Source organism: Acidobacteriota bacterium, from assembly GCA_028874215.1.
GTDB lineage: Bacteria > Acidobacteriota > UBA6911 > RPQK01 > JAJDTT01 > JAJDTT01.
On sequence record JAPPLF010000016.1, the window covers coordinates 90,046 to 104,684 of the forward strand.

General features: G+C 63.4%; 11 protein-coding genes. 7 read left to right on the forward strand and 4 right to left on the reverse strand.

The window, feature by feature from the left end; genetic code table 11:
• Positions 1-5: 5 nt before the first annotated feature.
• On the reverse strand, positions 6-836 hold the full coding sequence (locus tag OXT71_03135) for a phytanoyl-CoA dioxygenase family protein (GenBank protein MDE2925372.1): 831 nt from the start codon (positions 834-836) through the stop codon (positions 6-8).
• Between the two features lie 215 nt (positions 837-1,051).
• On the opposite strand from OXT71_03135, the gene OXT71_03140 reads away from it, so the two are divergent.
• From OXT71_03140 to OXT71_03165, 6 genes are all read left to right on the forward strand, one after another.
• Positions 1,052-1,606 (forward strand): hypothetical protein, encoded by a 555-nt coding sequence (locus tag OXT71_03140; GenBank protein ID MDE2925373.1) that lies wholly within the window; start codon positions 1,052-1,054, stop codon positions 1,604-1,606.
• 324 nt (positions 1,607-1,930) lie between these two features.
• A complete protein-coding gene (locus tag OXT71_03145; GenBank protein MDE2925374.1) occupies positions 1,931-2,449 on the forward strand; it encodes a hypothetical protein in 519 nt (172 codons plus the stop codon).
• Between the two features lie 180 nt (positions 2,450-2,629).
• The gene (locus OXT71_03150; GenBank protein ID MDE2925375.1) at positions 2,630-3,349 is read left to right on the forward strand and encodes an SDR family oxidoreductase; all 720 of its coding nucleotides are present in this window, start codon (positions 2,630-2,632) and stop codon (positions 3,347-3,349) included.
• Between the two features lie 14 nt (positions 3,350-3,363).
• Complete coding sequence (locus OXT71_03155; GenBank protein MDE2925376.1) at positions 3,364-4,041, forward strand: short chain dehydrogenase; 678 nt, start codon at positions 3,364-3,366, stop codon at positions 4,039-4,041.
• Positions 4,042-4,152: 111 nt separating this feature from the next.
• Complete coding sequence (locus tag OXT71_03160) at positions 4,153-6,981, forward strand: VCBS repeat-containing protein (protein MDE2925377.1); 2,829 nt, start codon at positions 4,153-4,155, stop codon at positions 6,979-6,981.
• Between the two features lie 138 nt (positions 6,982-7,119).
• Positions 7,120-8,433: an NCS2 family permease gene (locus OXT71_03165; GenBank protein ID MDE2925378.1), complete on the forward strand. Its 1,314-nt coding sequence runs from the start codon at positions 7,120-7,122 to the stop codon at positions 8,431-8,433.
• Here OXT71_03165 and OXT71_03170 read toward each other — a convergent pair.
• The 3 genes from OXT71_03170 to OXT71_03180 form a co-directional block, all read right to left on the reverse strand.
• Positions 8,423-11,548, reverse strand: coding sequence for an MFS transporter (locus tag OXT71_03170; GenBank protein ID MDE2925379.1), 3,126 nt, complete (start codon positions 11,546-11,548; stop codon positions 8,423-8,425). The two genes, OXT71_03165 and OXT71_03170, sit on opposite strands and share 11 nt — an antisense overlap.
• A gap of 140 nt (positions 11,549-11,688) precedes the next feature.
• Entirely contained in the window at positions 11,689-13,266 is a 1,578-nt protein-coding gene (locus tag OXT71_03175) for a hypothetical protein (protein MDE2925380.1), read from the reverse strand.
• A 25-nt stretch (positions 13,267-13,291) separates the two neighbouring features.
• A complete protein-coding gene (locus OXT71_03180) occupies positions 13,292-14,347 on the reverse strand; it encodes a cyclase family protein (protein ID MDE2925381.1) in 1,056 nt (351 codons plus the stop codon).
• A gap of 144 nt (positions 14,348-14,491) precedes the next feature.
• Here OXT71_03180 and OXT71_03185 point away from each other — a divergent pair.
• Positions 14,492-14,639: AbrB/MazE/SpoVT family DNA-binding domain-containing protein (locus OXT71_03185; GenBank protein ID MDE2925382.1), on the forward strand; the 148-nt coding region annotated here is incomplete at its 3' end.

Consider the following 14,639-nt stretch of genomic DNA (forward strand, 5'->3'; position numbering starts at 1 on the left):
ACCCGCTACCCGCCCGGTTCCACCCAATGCCGGAGCAGAGGCTGAACCGTCCCGGGCAGAGACTCGAAAACCTCCCGCATGACCAGCGGCACCAGATAAGGCTTGCCGTTGGTCTCGGTCACGATCCGAGCGTGGTCGTCGGTGCCGAGCAGTATCGGATTCAGGTTGATCCACCACGGCGCGTAGCGGACCACGGCCGCCACCCGGGCGTCACGGCTGAGGACGGGAGCCGCCGAGTGCCAGATGCGGCTGTCGAACAGGAGCAGGCTTCCCGCTTCCCCGGTCACCTGGACCTCCGTGGGATGGGGCGCCCCGCGGTCGACGCCGTTGTCTCCCGTCGGGTTGTTGGAAGAGCGATGGCTCTTCGGCACCACGAAGGTGCCCCCCGTCTCGGCCGTGAAGGGCGTGAGCATGAAGATGCCGGTGAGGACCTGGACCGAGTCGGGATAGGGTGCGGGGATATGGGCGGCGTTGGTCTGGTTGAAGGGCCAGTCCGCGTGCCACACCCGGTCCCGGTGGCCCGGGTCGCTGATCAGTCCGCCGAGGGAGACGATCCGGGTGTAGTCTCCCCAGAGCCGCTCGATGATGGCCAGGACCCTCGGGTCGGCCAGATAGGGGGCGATGGACTGGTCCAGGTTGATGAGTCCCACCACGGCCCCGCCCCGGGTGGTGACCCGGGCGTCTTTGGCTACGAGCTTGGCTTCCTCGGTTTCCAGAGACCGGTCCCGGGCGGACAACACATTCCGCCGGACGTCGTCCACCTGGTCCGCGGGGATCACATCCTCCAGCAGGAGCCACCCGTCTTCATCCAAACTCTTCAGCAGAGACTCGACCATGAAAGCCACCCTTCGGCTGGGCGGTTCATTCTTCCAAACCGCGGCGCCCATGCGCAAGACGGCGGATGACGAGAGTCGGGTATGAGAAGAACCGGCCTGGCGCCACCGGTTGAACCTCGTCTTTTCCGGCATGCAATCGTTAACTCTAAATGGGGATTCAAACACAGGTTCGAGACCACGAGGGTGAGGGTTTCAGCCCCGGGAGAGGTGAAGGTATGAAAAACCAGGAACACCACAATCTTCTCTTCCAGGTCCGTATTTCGATTTGCTACCACGCCAGGCGACAGTTCTTCTTCCAGGTTCTCAGTCGGTGGAGCAACGTCCCGTTGTTGCTGCTCGGCGCCGGAACGGCTGTGCTGGCCCTCCAGGACGGTTCCTGGTGGATTCTCGGAGCGGGACTGGGGACTGCGCTCGTCTCCATTCTGAAGCTCATCATTCCTTCTGAAGACAAGGTGGCCCGGCATGCCGAGTTGCTCCGGGACTACACGGTGCTCGCCAATCGACTCTACGCCAGTTCCTCCCGGAAGACGGTCAAGGCCGTCTTCGAGGACAATATGGACTTGGATTTCCTGGCGCCCCAGGGGAAGTATGTGGTCTGGGCGCTCTGCTACAACACCCTGATCCGGACCATGGACCTTGCCGGCAAGAAAGATCCGATTGCCGTGGCTTGGTGGCAACGGCTGACGGCCCACTTTTTCGATTTGGGGACGAACCGCTTCGCCAAGAAAGATCAAGGGCCTGCCGCGGCCTCATGTTCTCGAACCGATTAGGGAGTCAGACACGGGTTCGGGTAGCGGAGGAGAACGGGTGCCGGGTCAGGCGGTGTGGATTTCTCCTGGCCTCCTCGAACATACTGGCGACCGACGCAGCCTTGTGAGCGCCGAAAAGACGACCTCGGCGGGGAGACCCAAACGGCGGGCGGGCAGGAAGGCAGCCGCCTCCGGGAAAAAGGCTCCCAACCGCCGTCAACCGGTCCCAGGACGTACCGGTCCACGACACCGTGTCTTCCCCGTCAGCGGACTAACCTGGAGGGAGCAAGGGCTCGGGAAAGGTCGGCTCCTGATCCCGAGGCCGGCATGAGGAGCCGTGAAGACATGAAGACCTACGAATACGATGTTCTCCTTTTCGGTGTCCGCCGCTCGATCCGCTACCATTCCAGACGCCAAGCGTTCTTCGAGGGCGTGAATCGATGGACCAATTTCCTGCTGCTGCTGTTCGGTTCCGGAACGGTCGCTCTGGCGGTCCAGGACCGTCCGTCGTGGATTCTGGGATTGGGACTAGGGGTTGCGCTCGTTTCCAGCCTCAAGCTCGTCTTCGCCTTTGCCGTCAAGGCGACCCAACATGCCCAGTTCGTCAGGGACTTCACACTGCTCGAAAAGCGGCTCCGCGCCGATGACTCCGAGGAGACGGTCATGGCCGTCACCCAGGAACGTCTGGATCTGGAGGCCTTGGAACCTCCCGTCATGCAAGTGCTCGACGTGCTCTGCCACAATGACCTTCTGCGAGCAATGGGTTACGCCGACGAGAAAGAGCAGGTAGCCGTGACCTGGTGGCAACGGCGAACAGCCCACTTTTTCAATTTCGGAACGCACCGCCTGGCCAAAGGAGGCTAGGCACCCGCCACGCCCGCAAGATCCCGTTCGCGGGTACGGCCTGCCACGATGTTCAGGCGAAAGCCGGTTCACGATACGCGGAGTCGGGAGTGAAGGCTCTCCTGCCGCCGTTACTTCGGGGTGTGGGGGACTACATGTCGCCCCTCCTGGGCCCCCCTCCAATCGGGTAAAAGAGAATTCATGAATGCAGAAATTGACAACAAAAGGAAAGTAGCGGTCGTCACCGCTGGCGGAACCGGCATGGGAGCCGCTGCGGCAAGGAAGTTTGCCGCTGACGGATTCGGCGTCTCCATCCTGTCTTCCTCGGGCAAAGGGGAAGCCCTGGCTACGGAACTCGGCGGCGTCGGTGTGACGGGCTCTAATCGATCCAACAACGACCTGAAGCGCCTCGTGGATCTCACCATGGAAAAGTGGGGCCGGATCGATGTATTGGTGAACAGCGCGGGACACGGTCCGAGAGCGCCGATCCTCGCGCTCTCTGATGACGACTGGCACTTGGGGATGGAGGTCTATTTCCTCAGTGCCGTTCGTCCGACACGCCTGGTGACTCCCATCATGCAGCGTCAGAAACGTGGTGCGATCCTCAACATCTCCACCTTCGCCGCATTCGAGCCCGAACCTGCCTTTCCGACCTCCGGGGTGTTCCGGGCCGGATTGGCGGCGTTTGCAAAACTGTTTTCAGACAAGTACGCCGCGGACAACATTCGTATGAACAATGTTCTTCCCGGGTTCATCAACAATTTCCCCGAGAATCCGGAGTATCGCGACCGCATCCCGCTGCGACGCTACGGAACGACGGAAGAGATTGCCGACGTCATCTTCTTTCTGGCCTCCGACGGCGGCGCCTACATCACGGGACAGAACATTCGGGTCGATGGAGGCATCACCCGATCCGTCTGATTGGGGAAGTTCAGATGAAAGTGATCCTCGTCGGAGCATCCGGCAAGATCGGTCGTGGCGTCGACAGGGCCGTATCCGCCAATCATCAAGTGGTTCGAGTCGGGCTGGTCGATGGCGACGTGCAGTGTGACTACACCGATCCGGAGTCGGTGCGCAGCATGTTCGCGACAGTGGGAAGCTACGATGCGCTCGTGTCAGCCGTGGGCGGCGACAGTCGATTCCTCCCGTATGAGGAATTGTCCGATGATGACTTTCGCTACGGCTTCGAACGGAAGTTCCTGTCCCAGATCCGGTTAATGACGTTGGGGCAACCGACGATTCGAGACGGCGGCTCGTTTACGTTGACCAGCGGATTCCTGAGCCACTACTCGAACCGGAAGGGCATCGCCACGGGACCGTTCAATGCAACGCTTGAAACCTATGTGGAACACACGGCCCGGTTTTGGCCTCGCGGCATTCGAATCAACGTCGTGAGCCCGGGCCCCGTGGTTGAGCCTGGACATGAACGACGGGGGGCGGTGACGGCGGAGCAGTGCGCGGAGGCTTATGTCCAGGCCATCGAGGGAACGATGTCTGGTCAGGTCTTGCGCGTTTGGGGAGGATTCCCGGTTCCAAAGTCGCGGGGAGCGGCGATTTACGGTCGGCGAATAGAAGCGGCGATTTCCGATCGGCGAACTCCAGAGGCACAATAGGGCAGCAAGCGGACGGGCGAAAGAAGAATGGGAGACTAACGGTCCCCCCTCCTCTCCGGTGTAGACTATCCGCCACAGGCATTCAGTTCCGGACAGAAAGGAAAAACCACCATGAGCCTTGGGAACTCGATCCAATCGGCTTCGATTCGGATGTTGGCCATACTGACGTTGACCTGGAGCGTCGCGCCTCTCGCCGCCGAAGAAAAGGTCTGGACGACATCCTCCTTCCTCGACTTTGCGGATGGGAGCTTCAGCGACGGGGGAGTCAACACCTACGTCACCGCTCAAGGAGAGGTGGTCCTGATCAAGCTGTTGGACCTGAATCAGGACGGACGCGTCGACATCATCTTCCCCAATGACCACGATCCCCACGAGCGGGCGGACCTGTTCATCTACTGGGGGGGAGGCGAGGGATACTCGACCCAGCGCCGCAGCCGCCTGCCCACCAATGGGGGCCATGACGGCGCCGTGGCCGACCTGGACGGGGACGGCCAAGCCGAGCTGATCGTCGCCAACAACTTCAACGGGACCCGCACCGACCTGGAATCGTTCATCTACCGCGGCGCCAAGGGAGGTCCCAAGGCCTCCGACCGCAGCGGCCTTCCCACGCGGGGCGCTCGCGCGGTGGCCGTGGAGGATCTGAATCGGGACGGACACCAGGACATCGTCTTCGCCAACAGCGGATTGGACTACCACGTGACGGTGGACCCGCACAATGAGTCCTTCGTCTACTGGGGATCGCCGGACGGTTATTCCGCCGAACGGCGGCAGGTCCTGCGGACCGTGAACGGGCGGGACGTGAAGGTGGCCGACCTGGACCGGGACGGACACCTGGACCTGGTCTTCGCCAACGAAGGGAACACGGACGCGGAGGGAGGGGCCCTACTCTACTGGGGTACGGCAGACGGAGACTACACCAGCCGCGCGGCGGTCCATCTGCCCGGCGACCGCTCTTCGGCGGTCGAGGCCGCCGATCTCAACGGGGACGGCTTTCCGGAGATCGTCCTGGCCAACTCCTACCGGCTCAAGACCCGGGAGATGGGCATGTACAACATCGTGGACACGGTGAGCGTGCCCTCGTTCATCTATTGGGGCTCGGCCGACGGCTATTCGGTCGATTCCAGGACGTTGCTGCCCACCGTGGGAGCGTCCGACGTCGCCGTGGGAGACCTGAACCGGGACGGCCACGCCGACCTGGTCTTCGCCAACAAGTCGGGTCTGGTCTCCTTCATCTATTGGGGAGCTCCTGATGGCTATCGCTCCCATCGGCGGACATCGATTCCCACGCTGGCGCCGACTCGCTGCTTGGTGGAGGACCTGGACGAGGACGGTTACCTCGAACTGGTCTTCTCGCAGCAAGGCGGGCAGCCTCACGGAAAACCCCCCGCGTACGTCTATTGGGGCAGCCCGGAGGGCTACTCGCCCGAGTGGCGAACCGAGCTGCCCACGTTCGAGGCCACCGGGGTCCAGGCGGGAGACCTGGACGGAGACGGCAGCAAGGACCTGGTCTTCGTCCATGCCGCCGACACCACCCACGGCATCCCGGCTTACATCTACTGGGGCGGACCCAAGGGGCGATTCGAGCCGTCTCGCCGGCAATTGCTGCCCACAGGCAACGGATACTGTTCCAGCGCAGACATCAACCGGGACGGCCATGTGGATCTCCTGTTTCCTGGCGTCTACGGGGAGAATCCGGGTCCGACCATCTACTGGGGATCGGCTTCCGGGTACTCCGGGTCCAATCGGGCCGTTCTGGCGACCGGCAACAGCTTTTCTTCACGGCTCGCCGACTTCGACCGGGACGGGTACCTGGACGCCGTCTTCACCCAGTGGCGCCCGGGTACCGAGGCCACCAGGCTCTACTGGGGCGGCCCGGAGGGATTCTCGAACGGTAACCGCTTCATCTTCCGGATCGGCAGCATCCGGGAGCACACCATCGGCGACCTGAATCGTGACGGCTGGATCGATGTGATCTTCAGCGGGACCCTGAACAAGGTGGTGGTCTACTGGAACAGTCCGCTGGGATTCGACAATGAGCGCAGGACCGAATTGCCCTCCCGGGTTTCGGTCGGCGTGGAAGTGGCCGATCTGGATGGAAACGGCTTTCTGGACGTGATCGCCAGCAACCTCTACGACCGGGATCCGGCGCCGGGCAAATCCCGGTCCTTCGGCGGCTCTGCGGAGGGGGACACCTTCATCTACTGGGGCGGTTCCGATGGCTATTCCGAAACGAACCGGACCATCCTGCCTTCAGTGGGCAATTCCTCGGCCGCGGTGGCCGACCTGAACGGGAACGGATTCCTGGACCTGGTCCTGAGCAGCTACCATGCCGGATATACCCGCAGCCACCCCTCCAGGATCTACTGGAACGGCCCCTCCGGGTTCGACCCTTCGCGCAAGATGGAGATTCCCAGCAACTCCGCTTCGGGGGTCCTCGCCAACGACTTCGACCTGGACGGCCACGTGGACATCCTTTTCGCCTGCCACTCCAAGCAGGGCAACCACAGGAACGACGCCTTTCTCTACTGGGGAGGGCCGAAGGGGTTCTCCACCGAGCGCCGGACCTCCCTGCCGGTCCTGGGGCCCCACCACCTTGCCTCCGATCCGGGTCACGCCTATGATCGGGGCCATCGTTACGACTATATTTCTCCGCCCTTCGACGCCGGTTCCGTGGAGCGTTTGGGAACCCTCACCTGGGACGGGGAGACCCCGTTCCGGACCGGCCTGGAATTCCAGGTGCGTTGGGCCGCCACCCGGGAGGGCCTGGAGTCAGCCTCCTGGATGGGACCGGCCGGCCCGGAGAACTACTACAAACAGTCCGGCGCCCAGCTTCCGAACCCCGGCGACGGCGCCCGTTGGATCCAATACAAGGCCAGCCTCCTCAGTCCCGGCGCCGCCAATTCCCCGGTCCTGGACTCGGTCTCCATCACCTACCAATGAGCCAATAGGAGGGGGGACTTTTAGTCCCCCCGTACTCCGGTTTCCAATCGGCGACGAAGCGGGAGGCAAGACTGTCCCCCCTGGAAAATCACCCTATTCCATAGGTATCTATCTATTATTCCTTGATATAAGACTCCAATGAACAAAATCGCTGAATTCTTCAAGTTCGAGCAGGAAAACACGAACTGGCGGATCGAAGTGACCGGCGGCGCGACCACGTTCATGACCATGGCCTACATCGTGGTCGTGAATCCCGCCATCCTGTCCGATGCCCTGGGCAAGGACATGCTCGGGGAGCTCTTGTTCGCAACCTGTGCGGCCGCCGCCCTGGCCACGCTCCTGATGGGCCTCCTGGCCAACTACCCCTTCGCCCTGGCTCCCGGAATGGGCCTCAACGCATTTTTCGCCTACACCATCGTCCTGGGCATGGGGGTGGACTGGAAGCTGGCCCTGGGCGTGGTCCTGGCTTCGGGGCTGCTGTTTCTGCTGCTGACCGTCTTGCGGGTCCGCGAGGCGATCATCAACGCGGTTCCGGACACCCTGAAAAGAGCGGTGGCGGCCGGGATCGGTCTGTTCATCGCGTTCATCGGACTGAAGAACGCGGGACTCATCGTCGACAATCAAGCCACTCTGGTGAGCCTGGGCGACGTCCGTTCCTGGTCCGTCGGATTGGCCCTTCTGGGGCTCCTGGCGATCGGCGTGATGATGGCGCGAGGAATCCGGGGAGCGATCCTGCTCGGGATGATGGGAGTGACCCTGCTGGCCATGATCTTCGGGGCAACGCCGTGGCCCACCGGTCTGGTCAGCATGCCGGTCTGGCCCGTCAATCTCTTCGGCGAAGCCGTGCGTTACCTGCCCCAGACGCTGAACCCGGCGTTCATCGAGCTGATCCTCGCCCTGCTCTTCGTGGACCTCTTCGACACCATGGGGACGCTGTTGGGGTTATCCGAGCGGTCCGGTTTCCTGGACGAGCGGGGACGGCTTCCGCGAGCCAACCGCGCGCTGCTTTCCGATTCGGTGGGAACCGTCTGCGGCAGCGTCATCGGGACGTCGACGGTGACCACCTACATCGAGAGCGCCGCCGGCATCTCCTCCGGCGCCCGCACCGGTTTTTCCAGCGTCGTGGTCAGTGGTCTGTTCGCTGCTGCGTTGTTCCTGACGCCGTTGGTTCAGTCGGTGCCCACGTTCGCCGCCGCCCCGGCGCTGGTGGTGACCGGCGTACTGATGATGGGCGCCGCCGCGCGGATCCGGTGGAATGACGTCTCGGAGTCGGTGCCGGCCTTCCTCACGCTGATCGCCATCCCGCTGACCTTCAGCATCGCCGACGGATTGGCTCTGGGGTTCATCTCCTATCCCATCGTCAAGCGGTTGAGCGGCCGAGGCGACGAGGTGCATTGGCTGGTCGACGTCCTGGCGGTGATCTTTGTCGCCAAGTACGTCTTTATCGGATAGCAGCCTGCTCCTGCTCCCGGTGGGTGCGGCGTTCGGTGATCTTCACGAAGCCGTCCTCGCTCACCAGGCCGATGTCGCCGGTCACGTACCATCCGTTCCGGATCGCCTTCCGCGTCAGGTCGTCCCGTCCGAGGTAACCGCGCATCAGGTTGGGTCCCTTGACCAGCAACATTCCGGGAGTCCCCGGCGGCAGGAGCTCGAAGCTCTCCGGGTCCACGACCCGCACCGCCACGCCGGGCAGCGGCTGGCCCACGTGACCCGGCCGGGAGCCGAGCTGGAAGAAGCCGGGCGCCCGGTAGTCGGGGACGCCTACGGAGACCACTGGGGCGCATTCGGCGGTCCCGTAACCCTCCAGCGGCCGCAGTCCGAACTGTTCCTGGAAGGCCGCCGCCAGCTCTTGCGGCAGCTTCTCGGCGCCGGTCAACAACAACCGCAGCGAACCGAGCTGCCCGGGAGAACACAAACGCATGTAGATCCGCAGGGAGGCCGGAGCGGCCAGCAAGATGCTCACCCGGTAGCGCTCCACCAGCCGCCCCACGGCCGGACCGTCCAGCGGGTCGGGGTGCAGGGGCAGAGCCAGGCCGTTTTTAGCCGCGAACCAGAAGGCCATGGCGCCGAAGGACTGGAAGAGGGGCAGGATGCCCAGGACCCGGTCCGACGGTCTCGTCCGCAGGACCTGTTCCAACGCCGTGATGTTGGAATCCAGGTTGAACTGGGTGAGCATCACGCCCTTGGGGTCTCCCGCGCCGCTGCTGCTGAAGATGATGGTCATGAGGTCGTGGGCGCCGGGGACACGGGTGGCGCCGCACAGCTTCTCCAGCCAGAGGGAAGGAAGAAGCAGGGCGGCCGCCAAGCTGGTGGCCCGAAGTCCGGCGCCGATGCGTTCGGTCAAATCCTCCAGGTAGATGAGGCGGACGTTTCCGGGCGGGGTCAGGTTCGCCTCTTGCAAGAAGTCGCGGCTGGTAACGACGGTCTTGAGCCCCGCTTGATCCACGGCCGACTCCATCCGCTGGGCGCCCGCGGTGTAGTTCAGGTTCACGGTCACCCGGCAGGCCAGGGCGGAGGCCAGATTCATCAGGGCGGCGTCGACGCTCGGCGGCAGGAGGATCCCCACTCGCTCCTGTCCCGTCCATTCCGACTTGAGAGCCCGGGCCCGGGCCACGGCGCCGGACAGGGACTTGATGCGGTTCAGGCGGGGCCGGCTCTCGTCGGCGTAGGCAAGAGCCAGTGGACGCGTCCTGGCCCGGTGCACGAAGGCCCGGTGCAAAGGCCGGGCGCCCTCCTGACGGCGGTTCCACGCGGCGCAGGACAGCTCCTGTACGGCTTGGCGAATCATTCCCACGTCGGTCCCGGAAGGCAGAGGGGCGCCGAAGGCCAGAGTGACGTGGTACGGGATCTCCCGCGGAATCTTGAGGACGAACCGGTTCCGCTCGTAGCTGAAGATGCTGCCCCAGATCCGGTCCAGGTAGACGGGAATGATGGGCGCCTGCCGGTTCCGGACAATCCGTTCCAGGCCCCGGTTGAAGGGGAGAAGAGTGCCGGTCCGGGAGATCTGCCCCTCGGGGAAGATGCAGACCAGCTCACCCTGGTCCAGGCGTTTTCCGGCATCCCTCAGTGCTCTCAGAATCTCCCGCGGCCCCCCGGACGAGGAGATGGGAATACACCCCAATGACTTCATAAATGGCTTGAAGTAGAAACGTTCATAGTATTTTCGATGAACGATAAATCGGATCGGTCGGTCGATTACGGCGAGGAGCAGGAGGAAATCGACGAAGGAGATGTGGTTGGGGACCAGCAGCGCTCCTCCCTTCTCCGGAACCTGGTCCCTGCCCACGACCCGGAGCCGGTAGAGGGAGTGCGTCGCCAGGACCAGGAGCAGGCGAAGCAGGACATCGGGAAGCAGTGAGACGGACCAGAACATCCCCGCCGAGAGCGCCAATGCCGCCACCAGCAGAATGGATACCGGCGAGAGTCCCAGAGCGGCAAGGCCTGCCGCTCCCAGCGATCCCACCGTGATTCCTCCGAAGATCCAGACGTTGGCCAGCGCGATGACGGCTCCCCGGTGTTGATCCGGAGCCCGCCATTGGAGCAGGGAGTTCAGCGGCACGATGATCATGCCGCTGGCCACACCCAGCCCGGTCGAAAAGGCCAGGAGCCCATAGAATCCGGGCACGGCCAGGGCCAACAGTACGCAATTCCCTGCCATCAGGATGGCGCCCAGCGGGATCACGCCGTACTCGACCTTGCCTCGGGAGAGCCGGGCGGTGATCAGGCTTCCGCCTCCCACACCCAGCCCGAACAGGGCGAGAGGGATTCCGGCATGGGTGTCCGAGAGGCCCAGGACCGACTTGACGTAGACCAGAATGTCCTGGCCCAGAAGACTCGCGATGGTCCAGTAGACGACGGACCCGGCCACGGCCAGACCCAGAACCCGTTCCCGACGGATGGCTCGCCAAGCGGTGCGGACGGTCTCGCCCAGGTCTCCTTCGGAACGGGCCGCCGGCACCGGGGGAAGACGCAAGGAGATGAGAAGCCCTGCTATCGCCGCGGGAACCAGGACCGCCGCGGCCAACCAGGCTGCCTCTCCCGACAGGTCAAGCAGCAGGCCGCCTGATGCCGTCCCCAGGATGATGGCCAGAAAGGTCCAGGTCTCAAGGTGCGCGTTCCCGGCGGTCAGCCTGTCGTGGGACAGCATCTCGGGAAGGATCCCGTACTTGGCGGGGCTGAAGAGAGCGCTCTGCAGGCCCATGAAGCCCAGGATCACCAGCGGAAACAGCGTCGATCCGGGCGCCGCGTAGAGGCAGAGCGCCGCACTGCCCATGAGCAGGACTTCCGCCATCTTCATGGCCACGATAACGGTCTTCTTGCTGACCCGGTCGGCCAGGAGGCCGGCCGGGAGCGAGAAGACCATGAGGGGAATGGTCAGGACGCAGAAGGCGATGGCGGTCTGGAGTTGCGCCGCCGACTGGTATTCGGGGCCTCCGGGCGTCAGGTGCGCCGTGGCGGCCTTGATCGCCAGGAAGGTGACGATCAACTTCCAGGCGTTGTCGTTGAAGGCCCCGAAGAACTGGGCGGTCAGCAGGTGCTTGAGACCGGCCCTTCCGTCCTTTGCCATGTTGGGAGGGGGGACTTTCTTGTCCCCCCATGCTCCTCGTTTCCCAGCTTCACCGGAGTCCGGCGCCTAGAAAGGACGCGGCTCGTGTCCGGCGGCAAGGATGCCGCCGCTCCCGGTCGGCGACAAGAATGCCGCCGATCCTAGGGCTGGAACTGGAAGGAGAAGAGCTTGGCGTTCTTGAAGTGGAACCTGAGCTGTACGGGCGTACCTTCCAGTCCTCCCACGTCTTTCCTTCCCTGCCAGCTCATGCGGTGACGGCCGCTGGTCCGGATCGGATCGGAGTCCTCCATGGTGAAGCCCGGAATCGGGTGCTGGTTCGAATCCAGGATCTCCAACCGGAGTTCGGGAACGCCGGAGCCCCAGTTGTGCTTGGCCGCCTCCATTCTCACGTAGAGGCCGTCCCCCTGGAAGCTGACGGGCCGGGTCACCAGGCGTCCGGGGTGGAGCTTGCCCGCATCCACGGAGACGAACCCGTCCCGGGGAACGGTGGCCAGGCCGATGGCGAAGATGCCCTTGTCTCCCTTCTCGTGCAGGGCGTCGGCGCCGCGCCAGTTCCCGCCGTAGTAGTAGACCAGGACCTTGTCCTTGTGGACGATGGGGGCCTGAAAGACGTAGACGGTGGATTCGTCGAAATCCCCGAAGTCTCCCAGCCGGATGAAGGGCTCCCGGTAGTTGCGCTCGTAGTGGAGTCCGTCGCGGCTCATGGCCAGCTCGGGATAGTGCCAGGTCTTGGTGGTCCGGAAGATCTCGATGATGGACAGGTAGATCCCGTCGTAGTCGAAGGCGGCCATGGCGTAGAACTCGGTGTCGGGCGAGTCGTGCTCATCGGGCAGGACGATGAACTGGTCCCGGGTCCAATGGATCAGGTCGGGACTCTCGGCCCGGCCGATGAGCCGTTTCCCCAGCGGACACGCGCGGTGGATGCAGCTCTCGATGTGGGCGGCGTACACCTTCCGGATGGGATCCCATCCCATGAATACGGTGGGTCCCCACACTCCCGGCACCGGAGACGTGTCCACGACCGGATTGTTCTCGTAGGGCGTCCAGTTGAACCCGTCGGGCGAGTGGTACAGGTCCAGCATGAATCCCGGTTTCCCACGGGTACCGCGCCGGTGTCCGAGGGAGACGTACCGCTTGGCCGGGTCGGTGGCATTGGGGTCGCGGAAGGTGGGAACCCGGCTCTCCTCAGGCAGGATGTTGTTGCGGGTCGAGCCGTTGAATTCCACCTTCCCGAGACTCGGCTTCTCCCAAATCACGCCGTCCCGCGAGGTGGCGAAAAGGGGCAGCCACACGTCGCCGTTGGAGTTGCCTACAAAGCTGTAGCTCTCAGGCGACCAGACCTTTTCGCGAACCACGCCGTTCTCGGTCCACTTGTAGTCGGTGATGTCGGCGCCCTTCTTGACTTTGAAGTCGTTGTTGCTCCGGTACCACATCTTGAATACGCCCTCCTCCTCGTCGTAGAAGACGCGGCTGAGGCCGAGGTAGTGTCCCTCCCATGGACGGTCGGTGGCGATGAGGGGATTGTTCGGGTGCTTTTGTGCCGGATTGAGCACCTGCTTGGCATGGGACAGGTGCTGGATCATGTAGTCGTCCACGAAAAGCTGGGTCCGGGAGCCGATTTTGGCGAGACCCCCACCCCCGTCCCCACCGGACGCGGCCGTTCCGGCCAGCAGCATCAGAGCCATTCCGACGATCCATGTTGTTCCTTGATGTCTCATTTCTTTCTCCTTGTCCCGAAAAGGCTCAGACAATGGCGATGGGGCGAAGGGCAAACCCCGCCACGGTGCCCCGGATCTTGTTCACGGTGCAGACGTAGGTGAACTCGTAGACGCCGTCGCGAGAGAGTTCCTCCAGGGCGTGAAACTCCGCGATGTGGACGCCCTGTTCGATCAACAGGTAGTTGTGGACCGGCATGAAGGAGCCGTATTTCTCACGGTAAGCCTTGTTGTCCGCCGCCGTGGGCTTGTATTCCACGCCGCTGGTGTCTCCGCCGACCATGATGGCCCCTTTCTGCTCCACCAGCCAGCGGGCCGAGTCCAGATTGATGCCGGCCGAGTCATGCCGGTCGATGGTCTCATGGTCCGATCCGGAGGTGCCCCAGAACTGGGTGGTCCCGGTCCGGACCAGAACCACGTCACCGAACTGCAGCTTGGTTCCCTGCTTCTTGAGCGCGCCCTGAAGGTCCGCCGGAGTGATCTCGTAGTTGGGGGGCAACGCCTTCATCCCCTTGTACGCGGCCACGTCGATCATGACCCCGCGGGCCACGATAGGGGGAATGGTGGTGGCGTCGCATTTGCGGATGCCCCAGTCGCCCGAGGCGTCCGACTCCTTGAATCCGTTGTACCAGTGGTTGTCCTTCCCCTGAACGGCGTGGCCCAGCCCGTCGATCTGGGTCGCCACGTTGTCGTTGATGAACAGGGCACAACTGTGCCAAGCGGTCAACGAGGGATTGTCCTGGATCACGCCCGGAATGTCCTTCTGGCTTTTCACGCCGCTGGGAGACCGGAACATGATGATCTCGCCCGGACTGTGCCCGGGCCACTTGTAGGAGGTCCGGTCATAACTCAATCCCAGATCGAAGACCCTTCCCTGCCGGACCATCTTCAGGGCCGCGAGGCGGGAGGCGTCGGTCATCTCGTTGAGCGCCCCCACTTCGTCGTCCTTGCCCCAGACCCAACCCCAGCCCTTTCCCGCCTGCCACTTCTTGGCGTGCGACGAGGGCAGCATAACGGCGGCAACCACAACAGCCGCCGCAACAAGCCCGATCAGAATGGTGAGGACGAATGGCTTCTTCTTCATGCTGGATCTCCCTTACCTCGAATCAGCCGATATCGGCGACGCCCAGTCTACTACCAGGAAGGGGGACATTCCTGTCCCCCAGTCTTCCACTTTCCTGCCAAGACGCCCCTTGACGCGAAGTACCATTATTCCCACCATGATGCCATGATTATTACCATCGACCGCGCTGGGAGAGTGGTCGTCCCGAAGTCGTTTCGTGATCGCTTCAATCTGGTAGCCGGGACGGAATTGGAGATCGAAGCCACTGCGAACGGCCTGAGGCTGCGCAAGATCGGCAACGCGCCGGCATTAG

Bases quoted from the DNA above. Each gene is read 5' to 3' on its own strand.
- OXT71_03135 (MDE2925372.1), bottom strand. From the start codon at position 836: ATGGTCGAGTCTCTGCTGAAGAGTTTGGATGAAGACGGGTGGCTCCTG.
- OXT71_03140 (MDE2925373.1), top strand. From the start codon at position 1,052: ATGAAAAACCAGGAACACCACAATCTTCTCTTCCAGGTCCGTATTTCG.
- OXT71_03145 (MDE2925374.1), top strand. From the start codon at position 1,931: ATGAAGACCTACGAATACGATGTTCTCCTTTTCGGTGTCCGCCGCTCG.
- OXT71_03150 (MDE2925375.1), top strand. From the start codon at position 2,630: ATGAATGCAGAAATTGACAACAAAAGGAAAGTAGCGGTCGTCACCGCT.
- OXT71_03155 (MDE2925376.1), top strand. From the start codon at position 3,364: ATGAAAGTGATCCTCGTCGGAGCATCCGGCAAGATCGGTCGTGGCGTC.
- OXT71_03160 (MDE2925377.1), top strand. From the start codon at position 4,153: ATGAGCCTTGGGAACTCGATCCAATCGGCTTCGATTCGGATGTTGGCC.
- OXT71_03165 (MDE2925378.1), top strand. From the start codon at position 7,120: ATGAACAAAATCGCTGAATTCTTCAAGTTCGAGCAGGAAAACACGAAC.
- OXT71_03170 (MDE2925379.1), bottom strand. From the start codon at position 11,548: ATGGCAAAGGACGGAAGGGCCGGTCTCAAGCACCTGCTGACCGCCCAG.
- OXT71_03175 (MDE2925380.1), bottom strand. From the start codon at position 13,266: ATGAGACATCAAGGAACAACATGGATCGTCGGAATGGCTCTGATGCTG.
- OXT71_03180 (MDE2925381.1), bottom strand. From the start codon at position 14,347: ATGAAGAAGAAGCCATTCGTCCTCACCATTCTGATCGGGCTTGTTGCG.